At 68.3% G+C, this 20,552-nt stretch carries 16 protein-coding genes; 4 read left to right on the top strand and 12 right to left on the bottom strand.

All coding sequences use genetic code 11. The annotated features are described in order from the left end of the window. Positions 1–362: 362 nt before the first annotated feature. From QZ607_RS22225 to QZ607_RS22190, 8 genes are all read right to left on the bottom strand, one after another. Complete coding sequence (locus QZ607_RS22225) at positions 363–2,126, bottom strand: ABC transporter substrate-binding protein (protein WP_295887357.1); 1,764 nt, start codon at positions 2,124–2,126, stop codon at positions 363–365. A 20-nt stretch (positions 2,127–2,146) separates the two neighbouring features. Further along, entirely contained in the window at positions 2,147–2,881 is a 735-nt protein-coding gene (locus QZ607_RS22220) for an MIP/aquaporin family protein (protein WP_295887355.1), read from the bottom strand. A gap of 13 nt (positions 2,882–2,894) precedes the next feature. Further along, the gene (locus QZ607_RS22215; protein ID WP_295887353.1) at positions 2,895–4,553 is read right to left on the bottom strand and encodes a glycerol-3-phosphate dehydrogenase/oxidase; all 1,659 of its coding nucleotides are present in this window, start codon (positions 4,551–4,553) and stop codon (positions 2,895–2,897) included. A gap of 69 nt (positions 4,554–4,622) precedes the next feature. Continuing rightward, positions 4,623–6,134 carry a glycerol kinase GlpK gene (gene glpK / locus QZ607_RS22210; protein ID WP_295887351.1) on the bottom strand — a complete coding sequence of 504 codons (1,512 nt, stop codon included), beginning with the start codon at positions 6,132–6,134 and terminating at the stop codon, positions 4,623–4,625. Positions 6,135–6,649: 515 nt separating this feature from the next. Further along, entirely contained in the window at positions 6,650–8,029 is a 1,380-nt protein-coding gene (locus QZ607_RS22205; protein WP_295887347.1) for a cytochrome P450, read from the bottom strand. Positions 8,030–8,042: 13 nt separating this feature from the next. After that, the gene (locus QZ607_RS22200; RefSeq protein WP_295887344.1) at positions 8,043–9,737 is read right to left on the bottom strand and encodes a Dyp-type peroxidase domain-containing protein; all 1,695 of its coding nucleotides are present in this window, start codon (positions 9,735–9,737) and stop codon (positions 8,043–8,045) included. Between the two features lie 11 nt (positions 9,738–9,748). Next, positions 9,749–10,711, bottom strand: a complete 963-nt coding sequence (locus QZ607_RS22195; RefSeq protein WP_295887342.1) for a hypothetical protein — start codon at positions 10,709–10,711, stop codon at positions 9,749–9,751. Between the two features lie 97 nt (positions 10,712–10,808). Further along, on the bottom strand, positions 10,809–11,456 hold the full coding sequence (locus QZ607_RS22190) for a hypothetical protein (RefSeq protein WP_295887340.1): 648 nt from the start codon (positions 11,454–11,456) through the stop codon (positions 10,809–10,811). 527 nt (positions 11,457–11,983) lie between these two features. Here QZ607_RS22190 and QZ607_RS22185 point away from each other — a divergent pair. Further along, positions 11,984–12,421, top strand: coding sequence for a hypothetical protein (locus QZ607_RS22185; RefSeq protein WP_295887338.1), 438 nt, complete (start codon positions 11,984–11,986; stop codon positions 12,419–12,421). Positions 12,422–12,497: 76 nt separating this feature from the next. On the opposite strand, the gene rimI is transcribed toward QZ607_RS22185, so the two are convergent. After that, positions 12,498–12,974, bottom strand: a complete 477-nt coding sequence (gene rimI / locus QZ607_RS22180; protein WP_295887335.1) for a ribosomal protein S18-alanine N-acetyltransferase — start codon at positions 12,972–12,974, stop codon at positions 12,498–12,500. A 10-nt stretch (positions 12,975–12,984) separates the two neighbouring features. Continuing rightward, entirely contained in the window at positions 12,985–13,188 is a 204-nt protein-coding gene (locus QZ607_RS22175; protein WP_295887333.1) for a hypothetical protein, read from the bottom strand. Positions 13,189–13,379: 191 nt separating this feature from the next. On the opposite strand from QZ607_RS22175, the gene nifJ reads away from it, so the two are divergent. From nifJ to QZ607_RS22160, 3 genes are all read left to right on the top strand, one after another. Next, the gene (nifJ, locus tag QZ607_RS22170; RefSeq protein ID WP_295887331.1) at positions 13,380–16,973 is read left to right on the top strand and encodes a pyruvate:ferredoxin (flavodoxin) oxidoreductase; all 3,594 of its coding nucleotides are present in this window, start codon (positions 13,380–13,382) and stop codon (positions 16,971–16,973) included. A 117-nt stretch (positions 16,974–17,090) separates the two neighbouring features. Next, positions 17,091–18,107, top strand: a complete 1,017-nt coding sequence (locus tag QZ607_RS22165; protein ID WP_295887328.1) for a dihydroorotate dehydrogenase-like protein — start codon at positions 17,091–17,093, stop codon at positions 18,105–18,107. A 184-nt stretch (positions 18,108–18,291) separates the two neighbouring features. Continuing rightward, positions 18,292–19,299, top strand: a complete 1,008-nt coding sequence (locus QZ607_RS22160) for a trypsin-like serine protease (protein ID WP_295887325.1) — start codon at positions 18,292–18,294, stop codon at positions 19,297–19,299. A 79-nt stretch (positions 19,300–19,378) separates the two neighbouring features. Here the strand turns inward: QZ607_RS22160 and QZ607_RS22155 are convergent, their stop codons facing one another. Both QZ607_RS22155 and QZ607_RS22150 read right to left on the bottom strand, forming a co-directional pair. Continuing rightward, entirely contained in the window at positions 19,379–19,888 is a 510-nt protein-coding gene (locus QZ607_RS22155) for a prepilin-type N-terminal cleavage/methylation domain-containing protein (RefSeq protein ID WP_295887322.1), read from the bottom strand. A 165-nt stretch (positions 19,889–20,053) separates the two neighbouring features. After that, positions 20,054–20,551: an O-acetyl-ADP-ribose deacetylase gene (locus QZ607_RS22150; protein WP_295887319.1), complete on the bottom strand. Its 498-nt coding sequence runs from the start codon at positions 20,549–20,551 to the stop codon at positions 20,054–20,056. Position 20,552 lies beyond the last annotated feature (1 nt).

Below are 20,552 nucleotides of genomic sequence, written 5' to 3'. Positions count from 1 at the left end.
GCGGGAAAATGCACCCGGAATCACACTTCGGCGAGGGTGTCGGGCGGGGAGCCAGAGGTGTGAGCGATCCGGGCTAGCCCGCCAGCCCGCCGCCAAGCTGCGGCGGGCGCTTCGCGCGTCGCCGCAGTTTGGCGCGGGCTCAGGTTGACGTTAGGCGTTACAAGACAAATGACAACACACGCCGAATCGAAGCAATTCGAAGAACTTGTAGCTCGGATTGAGCAAGCTGCTGCGAGAGCGGCTGTCGTTGAGTGGAACGGAAACATTCCAGATGTACAGACGAGGACGCCGGGAAAAGCGCGTGAGAGAAGGGGTCAGGCTGAATTGACTTGTCTCTCAGCTCCCGGATTTAATTAACTTTTCTACCCCCTCCAACCGCGAACCATCGTGTCATAATCCATCGTTCGGCCCTGCCCTTCCTCGTCTGCGAGCTTGGGCTTGGGCGCACCGGGACGGTCGAGCCAGGTCTGCGGGTCCTCGGGCTCGGCGAGCCTCGGCTCGCAGCGGGCGAGGATGCCGGCGGCGGCGATGCGGGACAGGGTCTGGTCCTGGGCGGCGGCCAGCGCGTCCATGACCTGTTGCGGGTTGCCCCTGCCGGTGACGGCGCGGCCGATGCGGGTCCACCACAGCTGGGCCAGCTTCGGATAGTCGGGCACGTTCAGGCCCGTCGGTGTCCAGGCGGTGCGTGCGGGGCTGCGGTAGAACTCCACCAGGCCGCCGAGCCTCGGGGCCGCCTCGGTCATGGCCGGCGCGGCGAGGTCGCTGGCGCGGATCGGGGTCAGGCCGACGAGGGTCTTCTTCAGCGACACGGTCTTGCAGACGCAGAACTGGGCATAGAGCCAGGCCGCCTTGCGGCGCGCCACCGGCGTGCTCGCGGGCAGGGTCCAGGCGCCGCAGTCCTGATAGCCGAGCTTCATGCCGGGCTCCCAGTAGGCACCGTGGGGTGACGGGGCGACGCGCCACTTGGCGCTGCCATCGGCGTGCTGGACCTCGGACCCGGGTCGAATCATCTCCGGTGTAAAGGCGGTGTACCAGAACACCTGCTGCGCAATGTCGCCGCGGGCGGGTACCGGCCCGGCGTCGGAGAAGGTCATGCGGCGGGCCTCGGGGGGCGCGAAGCGCTCCAGCCACTCGAGGTACTTGCGCAGCGCATAGACGGCGGCGGGGCTGTTGGTGGCGCCGCCGCGGGCCACCGACGAGCCGACGGCGTGGCAATCCTCGACCCGGATGCCCCACTCGTCCACCGGCTTACCGTTGGGCAGGCCCGGGTCGCCGACGCCGGCCATGGCCAGCCAGGCGTCGGTGAAGCGCCAGCCCAGGGACGGGTCCACCTTGCCGTAGTCCATGTGGCCGTAGACGCGGCGGCCGTCGATTTCCCGCACCTGGTTGGTAAAAAAATCGGCGATGTCCTCGTAGGCCTTCCAGTTGACCGGCACGCCCAGCGGGTAGCCGTAGCGCGACTGAAACGCCTGCTTGAGGTCGTCACGCTGGAACCAGTCGTAGCGGAACCAGTACAGGTTCGCGAACTGCTGATCCGGCAGCTGGTAGAGCCGGCCGTCCGGGCCGGTGCAGAAGGTGAGACCGATGAAGTCGGAAAGGTCCAGCGTCGGCAGGGTCACCCCGGCGCCGTCGCCGCTGATCCAGTCGGTGAGCGGCACGACGGCGTCGTTACGGACATGGGTGCCGATGAAGTCGGCGTCGTTGACGTAGGCGTCGTAGAGGTTGCGGCCGGTGCGGGTCTGCTGCTGGATGCGCTCCACCAGCTCCCCCTCGTGCACCAGGTCGTGCTGGACCAGGATGCCCGTGATCTCGTGGAAGGCCCGGGCCAGAAAGCGCTGCTCGTAGACGTGGGTCGGGATGGTCTCGGAGACCACGTGGATACGCTGGCCGCGGAACGGCGCCGCGGCCCGGGCGAAGAAGGCCATCTCGGCCATCTGTGCGTCCGGGTCCAGCGTCGACGGCGTGAATTCGCCGAGCACCCAGCGCCGCGCGGCGGCCAGGCGCAGCGGGTCCACCTCGGCGCCACGCACCGGGGGCAGCAGCGCGCCCAGCCCGAGGACGGCGCTGGCCTTCAGGAACCGCCGCCGCGCTGGACGACCATCGGCGCGTTGTTCACCAGTGCCCATGATTGGCTCCGGTGGGCGCGTCAGCGGAAGTTCACGCTGGTCGGGTCCTGCAGCAGCAGGTAGAGGCCACCGGCGAGCCCGGCGCCGATCAGCGGCCCCACCACGGGCACCCAGGCGTAGCCCCAGTCGCTGTCGCGCTTGCCGCCGGGCATCGGCAGCAGGGCATGGACCAACCGCGGGCCCAGGTCGCGGGCGGGGTTGATGGCATAGCCGGTGGTGCCGCCCAGGCTCAGCCCGATGGCCAGCACCAGCAGGCCCACCGGCAGCGCGTCCAGCGCACCCAGGCCGAACACGGAGACGGCCAGGAACAGCACGGCAAAGACAAGTACGAAGGTACCGACCACCTCGGACAGCAGGCTCGACGGCAGATCGCGAATAGCCGGGGCGGTACAGAAGCAGGCAAGCTTCAGGTCCCGGTCCTCGGTGCGGGCGAAGTGCGGCCGGTACAGGAGCCAGATCAGTGCCGAGCCGATCATGGCGCCGGTCATCTGCGCCAGCACATAGGCCGGCACCTTGGCCCATTCGAACTTGCCGGCGACGGCCAGGCCCACGGATACAGCCGGGTTCAGGTGCGCGCCGCTGAAGGCCGCGACCGTGAACACGGCGACGAAGACGGCCATGCCCCAGCCCCAGGTGATGACGATCCAGCCGGCCCCGTGGCCCTTGGTGTCGTTCAGGACGACGTTGGCGACGACGCCGTTGCCGAGCAGCAGCAGCAGGGTTGTACCGATGATCTCGCCGAGAAAGGGGTTCATCGTCGCCCCGTCATCAGGCCGCGGCCTGATCCGGCTGATGCGACTGGGCCGGCGTGACCTTCAGCGGCGCGCCGAAGTACTCCTCGTAGCGTGCCTCGGCCTGGTCGCCGAACAGGATGCGGCAGGCGTCCATCAGGCCCTCGGCGTTGGCGATGGTGTCGCGCGGCACCACCAGCGCGATCTTGGAGCGGCGGCGCAGAAAGTCCTCCAGCTTGACGATCATCTCCCGGCGCCGGGCAAGCTGGATCTCGCAGCGCAGGTAGTCGGTGCCCTTGATCAGCACTTCGGCCTGGCTCGGGTCCTCGCGGATCTGGTCCAGCAGCTCGAAGGCCTGCTGGTCGTAGCGCCGCCACAGCCGGCTGGAGAGCGGCTCGATGGAGTCCGGGGACGTATAGCCGTCGAGGCTCATGAGCTTTGCCTGGTGCATGTACTCGTCGTACACGGACCGGTGCGGCTCGCCGTACCAGCGGTAGTCCGCATAGGGCAGGTCGATGCCGAAGGCGGCGATGTACTGCGACACCTCGTTGCCGACGTTGACGCAGTCCGTGAGCTTGCCGCCGTAGATGGACAGGTGCCGGTTGGCGCGATCCACGTCGATCTCGTGCTTGCGCGAGAGCTGCATCCAGTCGCGCCCGCTCTCACTGCTGGCCTGGCGGCGCACCACCAGCGGCCGCACGCCGCAACGCTCGGCGATGATGTCGGCCTTGGTGAGGGGCTTGTCCAGGTTCAGGCGCTCGTTGACATTGTCGAGCACGAAGCTGCGGTCCTCCTCCGTGACCTCGGTGTAGGGGCTGTCCACACGGGTGTCAGTGGTACCGATGCAGGTGCGCACGCCCATCGGGATCACGAAGAACAGGCGGCCGTCGTCGGCGAAGAAGGTCAGGATGCGCCGGTGCGGCGTGATCTGCGGCACGATCAGATGAATGCCCTTGGAAAACAGGTGCTGGTGCTCCGTCTCCTCATGGGTCAGCTGGTTGTGGTCGTCGACGAAGGGGCCGGCGGCATTGATCAGCGCGCGCGAGCGGACCTCGAAGGTGCGCCCGGTCTCGGTGTCGCGCACCCGCGTGATCCAGAGGTCCCGCTCGCGGCGGGCGCCGAGGGATTCCACGTAATTGGCCGCAATGCAGCCACGGTTCATGGCCGAGCGCACGAACTGGAAGACGAAGCGCGAGTCGTTGTCGTGCAGGTAGGCGTCGGAATACTCGAAGCCGCCGGCGGCCTTGGCGGTGCCGACAACGGGCTCTTCGCGCTGGATGCGGGCCTTGGTCAGAAAGCGCGGCGGCTTTGTGAAGCCGTTGCCGAAGAGCCAATAGACCCAGGTGCCGAGCCAGAGAAAGAACGGCGAGAAGCGGAAGCCCCGGTCGATGGTCGCAAAGAAGCGGATCTCCTTGACCCGGGTCGGATAGCTGCGGATCAGCTCGTTGCGGCTCAGGCAGAGCTTGCGCACCAGCCCGTAGTCGGCGCTCTCCAGGTACTTGATGCCGCCCCAGGCCAGGTTGGACGACTGCTGGCTGGTGAAACCGGCGAAGTCGCGCTGATCGATGAGCGCGACGCTTGCCCCCTTGCCGGACAGGGCCGCCGCGGAGACGGCGCCATTGATGCCGCCGCCGACAACGAGTACATCGAAGGTGCGTTGGCCAAGCTTATCGATATTGCTTTCACGCAAGGTCATAGGGCATTTGCTCCTGCCGGGTCCAGATCCAGGTCGGGCGGCTCGACGAGCCGGGCGAACGCAGCCGGCTCAATCGTCGTCCAGCGCCCAGCCCTTGGCCAGCTCCACGGCCTTGTGCCAGCGGTTGAACAGCCGCTCGCGCGTGGCGGCATCCAGGCGCGGGTGATAACGCACGTCCAGCGCCCACTTCTCGGCGATCTCGGCCTTGCTCTCCCAGAAACCCACCGCGAGGCCAGCGAGATAGGCGGCGCCCAGCGCCGTGGTCTCGACGATGCTCGGGACCTCCACGTTGACGCCCAGAATGTCGGACTGGAACTGCATCAGCACGCTGTTGACCGACGCGCCGCCGTCGCAGCGCAGTTCCTTGAGCGTGATACCCGAATCCCGCTGCATCGCTTCGATCACGTCGCGGGTCTGGTAGGCCATGCTCTCCAGCACGGCGCGGGCGATATGACCCTTGCCGGTGCCGCGGGTGATGCCGATGAGCAGGCCGCGGGCATAAGGGTCCCAATGCGGCGCTCCCAGTCCCACCAGGGCCGGCACGAAGTAGACGCCCTCGTTCTCGGGCACACCGCGGGCCAGCTCGCGGGTCTCAGCGGCATGCCCGATCAGACCAAGACCGTCGCGCAGCCACTGCACGGCCGAGCCGGTGACGAAGATCGCGCCCTCGAGCGCGTATTCCACCGGCTCGTCACCGACCCCCCAGGCGATGGTGGTCAGCAGCTTCTCGTTGCTGGTCACCGCCTCCGTCCCGGTATTCATCAGCACAAACGAGCCGGTGCCATAGGTGTTCTTGGCCATGCCGGGACTGTGGCAGGCCTGGCCGAACAGGGCCGCCTGCTGGTCGCCGGCGATGCCGGCCACCGGGATGCCGCGGGTACCGAAGAACAGTCGCGGATCGGTCTCGCCGTAGACCTCGGAGGACGGCCGCACCGCCGGCAGCATTGCCGCCGGGATGTCGAGCAATTCCAGCATCTCCGGGTCCCATTGCAGGTCGCGGATGTTGTACAGCAGCGTGCGCGAGGCGTTGGAATAGTCGGTGATGTGGACGCGGCAGCCGGTGAGCCGGTACACCAGCCAGGAATCGATGGTGCCGAAGCAGACCTCGCCGCGCTCGGCACGCTGCCGCAGCCCCGGCGTATTGTCCAGCATCCACTTGAGCTTGGTACCGGAGAAATAGGGATCGATGACAAGGCCGGTGCGCGCCTGGATCATGGACTCCAGCCCCCGCGCTTTCAGCTCATCGCAGTAGCGGGCCGTTCGGCGGTCCTGCCAGACGATGGCCCGACCCACGGGCTCGCCGGATGCCCGGTCCCAGACGACCACCGTCTCGCGCTGGTTGGTGATGCCGATGGCCCGAACCCGATCCGGATCGATGTCGCCCTTGCGCAGGGCGTCGGCGATGACCTTCATGGTCACCACGATGATCTCCTCGGGGTCGTGCTCCACCCAGCCCGGCCGGGGGTAATGCTGCGTGAATTCCGAATAGGCCCGGGCGCGCACCTGCCCCGCATGATCGAAGACCAGCACCGTCGACCCGGTTGTGCCCTGATCGATGGACAGGATGAAGCCGTCTTGCATACGTGATCTCCTCCGCCGGCGGCGATGTGGTGATGTTCTGATTGTCGTTCGCGCGTCGCGGCACGGAGCCGCTGCACCGGCACCGGCGCTCGGCGCGCCGCCACAGCAGCCAAACCCCGGCACCGGGACGCCGACTGGCGGACCGCCGCGGGCGCGGATTCTTCCGGGACCGCTCCATCCCGCATCCCGTCTTCTCCCACTGCGGGACTTGGTTTTCGAGTATAGGACACATTGGAGGATGGTCCAGCCTCGCCTCCGCCGTGTAGAAGCCTGGATATCGGGGAGATCGTTCGGCGCGGGTGTGGCCGTGCGGAAGTTGAGTATACTGTCCCTATCGATGCAGGTTGCGCCCACAAGGAGACTTTGCATGACAAAGCAGAAATGGAACGCAAGTCAGTACCAGGATCACGCTGCATTTGTCCCGGAACTTGGGAGCTCGGTCCTGCGGGTGTGCGGCCTGAGTGTGTGTTTGGTCGGCAGCCGCAGCCGATCCGCACCGGCGTCCGTCCCTGCTGTCAGCCCCGCCCCAGCTCCACGGTCAGGTGCGCCGGGAAGGGCGTGCCGGCGGTGTCGATCTGCCCTGCCTCGCCCGGGGCACGGTGCGGCGTGCCGGCGGCGAGGAGCGGCTTCAGCAGCGCCGGTACCACGGCGCGGTTGATGTGGCGGCCGAAGCAGGTGTGCAGCCCATGGCCCCAGAGCATGTAGTCGTCCCAGGGGCGGCCCGCGTCGAAGCGCTCCGGGACGTCCAGCCGGGCGGGGTCGAACATGGCGCTCAGGTTGGCGGCAAGCACCAGCGTGTCCTTCGGAATGCGTCGGGCGCGCAGCGTGCCCTGGGCGATGGTCGTGTCCACCAGGGCGCGACGGTAGATGAACGGGTTCACGGGGTTGAAGCGCAGGGCTTCGAAGACGATGTCCGCGAGCTTGGAAGCATGGTCGGCGCCCGCGGCGGCGCAGGCGGCGGCGAGGGGCTCCGGGCGGTCCAGCAACTGATCGAGCGCCTGCACCGCGGCGCGGGAGAGCGTCGGCACGGCGCCGATGATGAGCCCGATGAGGTTGTTGCGGATGCCGACGTCATCGAAGCCGGGGATGCCCGCGCGTTGGAGGTCCAGGCAGCGGTTCAGCACGTCGTCGGTCTCGGTCGGCGACGCCTTCCGGGCTGCGATGCACTGGTCCAGCCAGCGCCGGGCGGCGGCGGCGGCGACCATGGCCTTGCGGTCCACCTTCGGGTCCGCGCCCAGGTCGATGAACAGGTACCAGAACATGACGCTGGTCCAGGCGATCAGGTCGTCCCGGCTCGGCTGCCCGTGGCCCCCCACCGGCGTGCCGAAATAGCGCGCCACCATGTCGGCGACCACCGGCAGCGTCAGCTGTGCGGGGACGTCGAGCCTGCCCCCGGCGTCCGCCACGATGGTGCCGGCATGCGCCTCCACGGTGGGCAGGATGATCGCGCTCACATCCTCCCAGCGCGCCGCGAGCCGCATGACGGAGACGTTGCGCTGATAGGCGGGCGAGTCCTGCATGCCGAGAAAGAAGTTCTCACCATCCGTGATCCGGCGCATGCGCGGCTCGTAGACCACCAGGAAGTCCGCATCCCGCGCGAGCACCTCGCGCACGTCGGCATCGCGGGTCACGATGGCGGTGCCGGTGTTGTCGTAGGCCGCCACCAGCCTGCGGCCCAGCACCAGATTGGCCCAAAAGACCCGCAGCACGCCGAACAGCGCCCGCTGACCGGCGGTGGTGGCGAGCACGCCGAGCACGCGCTGCTGCCGGCCCGCCTTGTCGCCGGGGAAGGCGCCGGCCAGGAGCTTGATCAGGGCCACGAGGTCCGCGATGCCGCCGCCGAGTGTGCCGAGCCAGCGCACCGGCAGCCGCAGCAGAGTCATCAGGAAGGCCATTGCCCTGCCCCGCTCAGGTGGGGTCCACACTGCCCTGGGCGATCATGCGCAGCGCATTGATGCCGGGCAGGAAGAAATAGTCGCCGCCACGGGTGGTGACGAAGCTCGGCAGGTCGGCGGCGATGAAGGGCGGTGCATTGCCGGCCGGGTCCGCGGCGATGACGTGCTTGGTGGCGGGGAGCCTGTCGTCGAGGCGATGGTTGCCCACCAGCGGGCAGGTGTCGTTGCCGGTGTTGAAGTCGAGCCCGTACTGGATCCACTGCTGCTGAAGGAATTCGAACTGCCGGCTCAGGCTGGCGCACAGGGCGATGAAGATGACGCCGTGCTCGCCGTCATCCGTGGGATTGTCCGGGTCCACATGCCCGTAGGGCAGCCCGCGGCGCAGGATGCGCCGGCGCTTGTTGAGCGAAGAGCCGGTGCGCGCGTCCGGATTGCCGCTGTGCAACTCCGGGTCCAGCATGTCGCGGGTGTTGACGCGCCGCAGGTGTGCACCATAAGGGCACTTGATGCCGTCTTTGTCGTCGCCGAAGGTGAAGTCCGCGAGCAGCGCGTCGTAGGCGTCCTTGCGCGCCTGCTCCGCCGGGGTGCGCTCGCCCCGCGGCTTGAGCGCAATGGCCGGGATGTCCTGCCACGCGTGCTGCAACCGTCGCCAGTCGTCATAGGTGGGCGCGGCGATGAGTGGGATGCCGTCGCTCCAGCGGCCGATGAATTTGGCCTTGAGCGTGGCCAGCGCCGCCTCGCCCTCGAGCCCCCACAGCCGGCCGAACAGCCCCGCCTGCCCGGCCATGTAGTCCTGGAAGGTTTTGACGTTCTGGTGCAGCTTGCGGAACACCATGAAGGTGCCGTTGCGGGTGAATTCCCAGGGCGGCGCCGTGGGCGGCAGCTCCTGGGACTCGTCCGCATGGCCGAGCAGGAACTCACCCGCGGCGAGCGGCACCCAGCGCTGCTCCGGCGCCGGGGTGAGCCGGCCGCGGCCCTTGACCCGGCGCGCCTCCACATCGGGCTCATAGCGGCCGTCGAACACCGGGTCGCCGATGCCGTCGGTGAAGCCGAAGTGCTCCTTGCCGGTGGGCACCAGCGTGCCGTCCGGCCCCGGCGCGAAGATGGCCGAAGCGGCCTGGTAGTCGGCGCCCTCCGCGCCGTTGCCCGACAGCAGGCTCACGCCCGGGTGGGCGGCGATGTCCGCCATCAGCGCCTCGTGGGCGGTCTCCATGTGCTCCATGCTGCGGGCGTTGATGGCGAGCCAGATGTGCACGTGGCCAAGCTCGCCGTCGGCGGCCATCTGCCCGCCGCTGACGCGCTTCTCCGCGTTGGTGCGCCAGAGGGGGTCCCAGTGCTCGGGGGCGTTGTCGCCCGCGTCACCCAGGATGTAGGTGCGCCCGGGCATGCCCTCGATGAATTCGGGCGGCATGCGCGCCAGTACGCTGGTGGGCAGGCCGAGTGCCAGGAGCCCGTAGAAGGTGAAGGCGATGTTGAGGGTCGCATCCGGGGCGTCCACGGCGCCCGGGGCGGTCTCGTTCGGCCCCTGGCGCCAGCGCACGGCGGTGGTGATGCGCCGGCGCACCCGGTCCACGAAGGCGCGGCCATCGGCGCCCTGCGCCGGGTCTACGCGCAGGAAGTAATAGCGCGCGCAGGGGAAGCCGAAGCGCCCGTAGGCGCGGACCACATTGCCCTGGATGTCGGCGAGGTCGAGATGGGTCGTGCTCACGGGGTGCCTCCTCACCGCGCCGCGATGACGCCCGGCGGCTGCGTGGGGCCGCTGGCGTCACCGGGCTTATGGGTGTCCACGAAATCCCTGAATGCCGCGTACAGGGCCCCGTCGTCCGCGCCCTGCTGGGCGATGGCGAAGTCCGTGAAGTGCTGCTGGAGATACAGCGCCTTGAGCACCGAGGGCAGGTCCGAATCCGGCGCCCTGGGCAGCGGCGCCTGCGCCTTGGCCACCAGGTAGTGATAGAGGCCGGCGCCCATGGCAGCCGCGAGGGCGAGCGCCACCAGGCTGACCCAGATCCAGCCGCCGTCACCGGCGCCGAACAGGTGCAGCAGGAAGCCGAGCACGGCCACCGCCGCCGTCAGCCCGGGCACCAGCAGCACCGGCCACAGCCTGGTGTCCGCCGCCGCCACCGGCAGACCGTTCGCCCAGTAGTCGTTGAAGGGCATGGTGGTCTCGACCTGACAGTCTTTGATGTAGCGGAAGAAGCCCGCGGCGTCGCGCACACGCGCCTCGAAGCCGAGGCAATGGCGCAGCACGGCGCGGAGCTCGTCCTGCATGGTCTCCCACAACGCGTCGGTGTAGCGGCGCAGGGCGGCATCGTCGCCGCTCGCGGCATCGATGTCCGCCCCGAAGAAGAGGTAAGAGCACTTGAGCCGGTCCACCGGCTGCGGCGTCAGGGGGTTGCGGCCCAGGACCCGCTCCCACAGCGCATTGCCCCCGCTGCGCCCGTTGAACACCACATCGTCGATGACGACGAAGCGCGCGAGATGGTTCAGCGTATTGCGGGCGAAGGGGCTCTGCCGCTCGGCATCACGCGAGACGCGGTTCTGCTGCGCCGTCGGCAGCAGGGCCAGCTCCTCGCGCAGCAGGTCCACATGGGAGCGCCAGGCTCCTGCGGCGTTCTGCTCGACATCGGTGCGGATGGGGATCAGCACCGACAGAAAGTAATGACCGCCGTCGAAATTGGGCATCGCGCAGCGCTCCGTCAGACGGTGGATGAGCGGGAAGTCGGATGGGCCGGGCTCGGGATGGGCCTGGATGGCGAGGGACTGGGCTGGGTCGCCGGACTCAGCCCCAGCGGGCCTCGAGCAGCGGCTTCAGGTTGCGCTCGGCGTCGAAGGTGGCGTTGCTCGCCACCGGGGCGAGCCCCGGGGCACCCAGGCTGGTCTGCACCGTGCGCAGCGCCTTGCGGTAGGCCGCCGCGAATTCGGCCGGCGTCATGTCCGGGTGCTGCGCAGCGAGCTCGCGCAGCGCGGCCATGACCCGCAGCGCACCCTTGATGTCCCGCTGGGCGCTGCCGGGGGTGGCGTTGTAGTAGTACTGGGTGTCCAGCTGGTTGTGGACGATGTAGGACTTGAAGGGCGTGAGCGGAATCGACTTGGGATACTTGATGCTGGAGTACCAGAACAGATCCAGCCCGCTCGGGATGCCGTCGGCGAAGGCGTCGATGTACTGATCCCAGGTGCCGTTGAAGTTGCTGCAGAAGAACATGTAGTCGAACTGCAGCTGCTCCGGCCCCTGCCCCAGGTCCGGCCACTGGTCGCGCTTGATCATGAACCAGCGCGCGAAGTGGATCAGCGACAGCCCGAGCAGCCCGGACAGCACCGCGGGCTTGAGCCGGGCGACCATGAAGATCAGCCGATTGATCCAGGTCCGGGATGGCCGCATCGGGGTGATGACGTTCATCCCGTAGGCCTTGCCGGCGAGGTTGGACATGGGCGCTTCCTCCAGGGGACGTCGAGCCGCAGCCGGAACCGAATCATGCGCCGAGCCGAGGTCAATGACAAGCATCAACGCCGAACGGCAGCCCGGCCCACGCGGGTCAGCCCGGCTTCGGAGCGCCGGCGCCGAGCCGCGGCGCACCAGGCGCCACCGCCGCGTGGACGCCATGCCCGCCTGCGGGCAGGCCCCACCACAGACCCGAGCGCCTGGCGTCCAACACCGGCAATGGCCGTCCGGCTCTGGGCCCACGCCTGCGGCACGCGGCGCCCCACGGGGCTGGCGCAGACGCCACTACCGCAACGCCGCCTAGGCGTGCAACAGCCTTCCAGCGGCGTGATGCGCGGCTTCGTCACGAGCAGAACACACCCGCTACCGCAGCAGCCTTGGGTGATCTATCGTTGGGTTTAAGTCGGCGAACACGGTCTGCTGTGGAGCGACCGCCGCCGGCGACGTTGCAGTCGCGGAGCGAGTAAGGCCGGCAGCCGCCATCGCACCGGCCCGACGATGTATCGAGCAAGTCCATGCGCAAAGCCCTTCGCACACAGCACGCGCGCAGTGCCGGCCGGACCGCCGCCATCGGTGGGCTGGCTGCGCTGCTCCTGCTGCGGCCTGCCGCGCCGGCGCTGGCCGACACCGGCGAGCGCGCCGTGGGCAGCCACCGCTGGCTCGCCCCCGTGATGCTGTACGCCCCCGCCACCTCCGCGCTGGCACTGGCTGGTGTCGCGGGGCTCGCACTCCATCTCTTCCGGCGCCGGCGCGCCGACAAGCGCGACAGCGCGGGCAGGCAGGCGGCGTCCCACCCCCAGCATCAAGCCCCCCAGCATCAAGACCCCCAGCATCAAGACCCGAAGGACGACGACTGGGAGCGGCGCATCGCCATGTGGGAGCAGCGCCTCGGCACCCAGCACCCCGCCGAAGACGACCCGCCGCCGCCCGACGCCCCGCCGCCGCGGCGCTGACATCCACCGGGCGCAACGCAGATCAATCGGGCTCTGCCCGGCCAAGTCCTGCTCGCCTTGGGCCTACGCCTTTGCCCTATAGGGCGCGCGCCATCATGAGCGCATCCTCGCGTCGTGACGGCTCCGCATCGGTGCTCGGATAGTAGCCCTTGCGTACACCGATGGCGTCGAACCCTTCGCTGCGGTAAAGCGCGATGGCGCCTGCGTTCGAAGTCCGGACCTCCAGGAAGGCGGAATCCGCCTGCTGGCGACGCGCCAGCGCCAGCAGCCGGCGCAGCATGCGCCGGCCGATGCCGAGGCGCTGGAACAACGGATGGATGCACAGATTCAGCAGATGGCACTCGCCCGCGGCCACGGACATGATGCCGTGGCCCACCACAATGTCCCGGGTCTCCACCACCAGGCAGCAGTAACGCACGCGCAGGCAGTCGCGGAAGATGCCTTCCGACCAGGGCGCAGCGTAGCTCGCGCGCTCGCAGGCGAGCACCGCGGGCAGGTCGTCCTCGCGCATGGCGCGCAGGGCAACGGACATGTCTGTGGGCACGGCGACCATGTCGCGCTTCTTACCCGTCACAGGCCCGAAAAGCAAAAGGGCCGGACTGGTTCTGGACACCGACGTCGAGCCGCGTCCCGGTGGGCGCGAGGTCTCGCCACGGGTGGCCCAGAGCACAGGCCGAGCCGTGCTGCAACAGCGCCGCCCCCGCATCGCCGCCACCGGCGTCAATGCTCTGCATCGCGCCTTTTCGAGCTTGGCTGACGCGGATCATGCCCTGCGGGGATTATCGCTGTGCCTTGGACTTGGATCAGTGGCCCATGCTGCCGTTCTGGATATAGTCGAAGGCCATGGCCCGGCCAGTCGGCCTCCGTGGCTGCCGCCCGGCGTTACCTCCGGCCGCACCCCCGTCCCTGTCTCCGGCGCAGCCCCCTTTGCAGTCACCCTCAATCGCGGGAACTATCCATGTCGCAGCAGCAAATGGTCACCCTCGACGGCAACGAAGCCGCCGCCTACGTCGCCCACATGACCAACGAGGTCATCGCCATCTACCCCATCACCCCGGCCTCGCCCATGGGCGAGTGGTCGGACGAGTGGTCGTCCCTCGGCATCAAGAACCTCTGGGGCACGGTGCCCGACGTCATCGAGATGCAGAGCGAGGCCGGTGCCGTCGCCTCCCTGCACGGCGCGCTTCAGGGCGGCTCGCTCTCGACGACCTTCACGGCCTCCCAGGGCCTGCTCCTGATGATCCCGACCATGTACAAGGTCGCCGGCGAGCTGACGCCGACGGTGCTGCATGTGTCGGCGCGCTCCCTGGCGGCCCAGGGCCTGTCCATCTTCGGTGACCACTCCGACGTGATGGCCTGCCGCGCCACCGGTTATGCCATGTTCTGCTCGGCCAACATCCAGGAGATCATGGACTTCTCGCTGATCGCCCAGGCGGCGACGCTGGAGAGCCGGGTGCCCTTCCTGCACTTCTTCGACGGCTTCCGCTCCTCGCACGAGGTCAACAAGATCGACAAGCTGCCGGTGGAGACCATCCGCGCGATGATCGACGAGTCGCTGGTGCAGGCCCACCGCGAGCGGGCCATGAACCCGGACCACCCCATCATCCGCGGCACCTCGCAGAACCCGGACGTCTACTTCCAGGGTCGCGAGACGGTGAACCCCTTCTATGCCGCCCTGCCCGACATCCTTCAGGCGCAGATGGACAAGCTCGCCGGGCTCACCGGCCGGCAGTACAAGCTCTTCGAGTATGTCGGCGCCCCGGACGCCGAGCGCGTCATCCTGCTCATGGGCTCCGGCATCGGCGCCGCGGAAGAGGCCGTCCAGCACTTGGCCGACCACGGCGAGAAGGTGGGCATGATCAAGATCCGCCTGTTCCGGCCCTTCAGCGCCGCGCACCTGCTCGAAGCCCTGCCCGTCACCACCCGGAAGATCGCCGTGCTGGACCGCTGCAAGGAGCCGGGCGCCAACGGCGAGCCCCTGTATCTGGACGTGGTCACCGCCCTGTCCGAGGCCGTCGCCGAGGGCAACATGGCCAGCATGCCGCGGGTGGTGGGCGGTCGCTACGGTCTGTCGTCCAAGGAGTTCACGCCCGCCATGGTGAAGGCCATCTTCGACGAGCTGGCCAAGGACAAGCCGAAGAACAAGTTCACCATCGGCATCATCGACGACGTGAGCCACACCAGCCTGGAGTGGGACCCGAGCTTCAAGCCGGACGCCGCCGCAGGCGTGACCGAGTGCGTGTTCTACGGCTTGGGCTCCGACGGCACCGTCTCCGCCAACAAGAACAGCATCAAGATCATCAGTGAGGAGACGCCGAACTTCGGCCAGGGCTACTTCGAGTACGACTCCAAGAAGGCCGGCGCCGTGACGGTGTCGCACCTGCGCTTCGGCCCCGAGCCCATCAACAGCACCTATCTCATCGGCAACGACGAGGCCAGCTTCGTCGCCTGCCACCAGCCGACCTTCCTCTCCCGCTACGAGATGCTGGACAAGGCCAAGCAGGGTGCGACCTTCCTGGTCAACTCCTCGACGCCGAAGGACAAGCTCTGGGACGAGCTGCCGAAATCCATGCAGCAGCAGATCATCGACAAGGGCATCCAGGTCTACGTCATCGACGCCTATGACATCGCCGAGAAGACCGGCATGGGCAGGCGCATCAACACCATCATGCAGACCTGCTTCTTCGCCATCTCCGGCATCCTGCCCAAGGACGAGGCCATCGCGCAGATCAAGAAGGCGGTGGAGAAGACCTACGGCAAGAAGGGCCAGAAGCTCCTCGACCGCAACTTCGCGGCCATCGACGCGACCCTCGCGGGCCTGCACCAGGTGCCGGTGCCGGGCCAGGTGACCAGTACCTTCGAGCGCCCGCCGGTGGTGCCGGATCACGCGCCGGACTTCGTGCAGCGCGTCTCCGCCACACTCATCGCCGGCCGCGGCAACGAGCTGCCCGTAAGCCTGATGCCGCCCGACGGCACCTGGCCCACCGGCACCACGCAGTACGAGAAGCGCAACATCGCCCTGGAGCTGCCGAAGTGGGAGGAGGACCTCTGCACCCAGTGCGGCAAGTGCCCGCTGGTGTGCCCGCACGCGGCCATCCGCTCCAAGATCTTCCCGGCGGACGTCGCCGACAGCGCACCGGCTGACTTCCAGCATGCCAAGGTGAAGGGCAAGGACTTCCCGGCGGACTACCGCATCACCTATCAGATTGCCCCGGACGACTGCACCGGCTGCGGGCTCTGCGTGGAGGTGTGCCCCATCCGCGACCGCAAGGACCCCAAGCGCAAGGCGCTGAACATGCTGCCCGCCGAGGAGCGGCATGACGTCGAGCAGCCGAACTGGGACTTCTTCTTAGGTCTACCCGAGTACGACCGCACCAGGCTCGATCCGCACAAGATCAAGCACGCGATGATGCTGCAGCCGCTGTTCGAGTTCTCCGGCGCCTGCGTCGGCTGCGGCGAGACGCCCTACGTGAAGCTCGCCACACAGCTGTTCGGCGACCGCATGCTGATGGGCAACGCCACCGGCTGCTCCAGCATCTATGGCGGCAACCTGCCCACCACGCCCTATACGACCGACCCCGATGGCCGCGGCCCCACCTGGAACAACTCCCTGTTCGAGGACACCGCGGAGTTCGGCCTCGGTCTGCGCCTCGCCGTGGACGCCCACAATCAGCAGGCCCGGGTGCTGGTGACTCTGCTCGCGGACAAGATCGGCACCGACCTGGCCGACGGCCTGCTCAACGCCGACCAGTCCAGCGAGGCCGGCATCCACGAGCAGCGCCAGCGGGTCGCGGCGCTCAAGGAGAAGCTCAAGTCCATCAACACGCCAGAAGCAGCCAACCTGGCCAGCGTCTGTGAGCATCTGGTGAAGCGCAGTGTATGGATCGTCGGCGGCGACGGCTGGGCCTACGACATCGGCTACGGCGGCGTCGACCACGTGCTGTCCACCGGCCGCGACGTGAACCTGCTGGTGCTGGACACCGAGGTCTACTCCAACACCGGCGGCCAGAAGTCCAAAGCGACGCCCATGGGCGCCGTGGCCAAGTTCGCCGCCGGCGGCAAGCCCACGTTCAAGAAGGACCTCGCCATGATGGCCATGGCCTACGAAAACGTCTATGTCGCCCAGGTGGCCTTCGGCGCCAAGGACGTGCAGACCATCCGCGCCTTCCTGGAGGCGGAGTCCTATCCGGGGCCGTCGGTGCTCATCTGCTACTCGCCCTGCATCGCCCACGGCGTGGACATGTCGAACAACCTGCGCCAGCAGGACATGGCCGTGAACTCCGGCCACTGGCCGCTGTTCCGCTACGATCCGCGCAAGATCGACGCCGGCGAGAACCCGCTGCACATTGACAGCAAGGCGCCGAGCATCCCCTACCGGGATTATCTGGCCAGCGAGACCCGCTTCAGCGTGCTGAACCGCACCCATCCGGACGACGCCGAGCGCTTCCTGAAGCTCGCGCAGAAGCACGTGGAGACCAAGTACTCGCTGTACGAGCAGTTGGCGCATCTGGCCTGGCAGAAGGCCGAGAAGCCGGTGGAGAAGGCGGACTAGACGCTGGGAAGTACGGCGTACGGAGTACGTGGGCGCCCCCGTACTCCGGACTTCGTACTTCGTACGCACTGCAAGCCCTTCGATTAACGCCCGCATCGCACGAACCCGGAGCCTCCCATGGACCTGACCACCAAATACCTCGGCCTCGACCTCAAGAACCCCCTCGTCCCGTCCGCGTCGCCGCTGTCGAAAAGCGTCGATCAGAGCAAGCAATTGGAGGACGCGGGTGCGTCGGCCATCATCATGTACTCCCTGTTCGAGGAGGCCATCACCGCGGATGCGGAGACGATGAACCGCTTCCTGAACCATCAGGACACGGGCTTTGCCGAGATCGGCGAAAGCATCCTGCCGGACTGGCAGGACTTCAGCACGGGCGCAGAGCCGTACCTGGAGAATCTGCGCGCCCTGAAGGAGGCGCTCGACATCCCCGTCATCGCGAGCCTGAACGGCGTCACGCCGTCCGGCTGGGTGGAGCACGGCCGGGAGCTCCAGGAGGCCGGCGCCGATGCGCTGGAGCTGAACGTCTACTACGTCGCCGCCGACATCGACCAGACCGGCAACGTGGTGGAGGAGCGCTATCTGGAGATCCTGCGCACCCTCAAGAACAGCATCTCCATCCCCATCAACATGAAGCTGTCGCCGACCTTCAGCTCCATCGGCAACATGGTGCAGCGCATGGCCGCCGCCGGCGCCGACGGCGTGGCACTGTTCAACCGCTTCTACCAGCCGGACATCAACATCGACAGCCTGCGCCTGCAGCCGAGCCTGCATCCGTCCACGTCGGCGGAGGCCCTGCTCGCCATGCGCTGGATCGCCATCCTCTACGGGCGCATCGACAACCTCTCCCTCGGTGCCACCGGCGGCATCCACACCGCCGATGACGCCATCAAGCTGCTGCTCGCCGGTGCCGACGTGGTGCACCTCTGCAGCACGCTGCTCAAGCACGGTGCCGGGCAGACGGGCGTGATCCTGAAGGGCATCGAGCAATGGATGGAAGACCAGGGCTTCGAGTCCCTGGAGGACGTGCGCGGTCGGGTCAGCGCCCTTGCCGTGCCGAACCCGGCGGAGTTCGAGCGCGCCAACTACGTCAACATCATCGACAGCTACAGCTTCGCGCCGGGTGTGATGGTCTGACGGGACGCGCGGGGCCGCGGTGAGCGGGCGGCGCCGCCTTTGGGTGCCGCGCTGCCGCCCCAAGGGCCTTGATCGCGACTGCGTCCATCAGCGGGCGCGCCGGGCGTAGTCAGGGCTTCCAGCCCTGCTTGTCTCAGGCCAGGATGGCCTGACGACGCAGTCAGCGGATCAGGTGGTCGGAGTGATGTTCAAGGCCGCCCAGGGCACGGCGCGCATGATGGGCCGCAGCCGCCCCGGTGCCACGGTGGCTCGCCCTGCTGCACCGCTGCATGCAAGGTGCAGGCGGCGCCCACGACAGCCGGCGCACCTGCTCCTCCTGCTGCTGCTGCTGGGCACCGGCGAGGCCGCGGCCATCATGGGCGGGGCGCCCGACACGGACGCTCGCTTCGCCGCTGTGGTGCTGGTGCTCACAGGCGAAGGCTTCTGCACCGCCACCAAGATCGGCCCACAGCGCCTGCTCACGGCGGCCCATTGCACCCTCGACACCGCCTCCAGCGCCCTGCACCCGCCCTTTACTGCCGGCGGCAGGCTGCACATCAGCAACGCACTGCATCCGCAGGGCAGCGCCGACCTCCGGCCGGTCAGGGTCCGGCGCACCCAAATCGCCCCAGCCTTCCGGGCCGGACTGGAGCGGTTGCAGGCGTTCAAGCGCGAGCGGATTGCGGCACTCCGGGCGCAGCTCGATGACCCGGGCCTCGTGCAGCGCCTGCGCGAGCGTGGCGGCGATCATCACTTCACGGCCCGCTTCCCGGACGCCGCGGTCATCGTGCTCGACACGCCGACGCCGGCCGTTCCGACCCTGGGAACCGACCTCGGCCCGCTCGCACCGGATGAGCCGGTCACACTGGTGGGCTTCGGCTGCACGGATGCGCAGCCAGCCCGGGAGGCCACGGGCCGCGATGCGGGACTCGGCAGCCGACGCTTCGCCGCGAGCCGGGTGATCCGCACCGACGGCGTCAACCTCTACACCTATGGCCGGCATCTGCGCAGCGGTGCACCCTCCCTGTGCCCAGGCGATTCAGGCGGACCTGTGCTGCGCGCGGGACGCATCGTGGGCGTGCACAGCAGCGTGCACGGTTTCGGCGGCCATCCGGGCCGGCGCGGTGGGCATTCCAACCGCGCCGTGCGGTTGCGTGTGCTGCGGGATTGGGCGGCGCTGGACCGGCGCGCCGACGAGGACGCCCCACGCTGACCCTACACTGACCCCACACTGACCCGGCACAGCAACCGGCCGCAGTGCTTGCGCCGGTCAGCGCTCACCGACTACGTCACTACCAGTTCCACTCATCGACACTGCCGTCGCGGCACTGCGCCGGCACGTAGGGACCGCGCTCGGCGATCTCGTTGATGGTACAGCGCACACGGATACCCCCCTGCTCGGCCTTGATCTGGAAGTGCAGGCCGATGTCGGGCTCACCGCTGGAGCGCAGCACGAAGACATAGCCGTTGGGCGGCTTGGGCTGGTACTCGACACTGGACCAGACATCGCTCTCGATGCCGAAAACGTACTGATACGAGCCTTCGTCACCGCCGTGGGCGGTACCGGTGGCCGGCGGCAGACCCATGTCCGTGAAGCTTGCCGGCAGTACGCCGTTGGCGACGTAGTACTCGGTGATGCTGGCCTTGAGGGCACCGAACTGCAGGTAGCCGTCCATCGATGCCGCCCGGCGGATGTAATTCTCGTAGGCCGGGATGCCGATTGCGGCGAGAATGCCGATGATCGCCACCGTGATCATCAGCTCCACCAAAGAAAAACCCCGGGCCCGGTGTTGCGCGAACATCCGTCACCCCGCTGTACGTCATCGTTGCTGCCGGCGGCTTCGCGCCACCGGCATGAGACATGCCGGCAACTGCGACCGCTTCTATGCCTCCAAGCATAGCCGAGCCCGCGTCCCTATACAGACGCCGATGTGCCGGCGCGTTGAACCTGTTCTCATTATTCAGGGTTACGGGGCGAGCAGGCGGCGGTAGGGCTCTGCGTCGGACTCGCTGAAACAGCAGACGATGATGCGCTCGAATGCGCCGGCCTGTGTGCGCATCTCGTCCACGGCAATGGCCGCGGCGGCATCTTTCGGGTAGGCGTAGACGCCGGTGCTGATGGCCGGGAAGGCGATGCTCACGACGCCGTGCTCCCGGGCCAGCGCGAAGCTGTGCCGGTAGGCAGCGCGCAGCAGCGCGGGCTCGTCGGCGCCGCCGCCCTGCCACACCGGGCCGACGGCGTGGATCACCCAGCGCGCCGGCAGCTGAAAGCCCGGCGTGATGCGGGCCTCGCCGGTGGGACAGCCGCCGAGCGCACGGCAGGCCGCGAGCAGCTCCGGCCCCGCCGCCCGGTGGATGGCGCCGTCAACGCCACCCCCGCCGAGCAGCGAGGTGTTGGCGGCGTTGACGATGGCGTCGACATCCAGCGTGGTGATGTCGGCGACGATGACCTCGGGCCCGGGCATG

The sequence above is a fragment of the uncultured Thiohalocapsa sp. genome, from assembly GCF_913063425.1.
Classification (GTDB): Bacteria; Pseudomonadota; Gammaproteobacteria; order Chromatiales; family Chromatiaceae; genus Thiohalocapsa.
The sequence above is the reverse complement of the archived record's forward strand: the minus strand, read 5'-3'. Positions and strand labels throughout refer to the sequence as shown.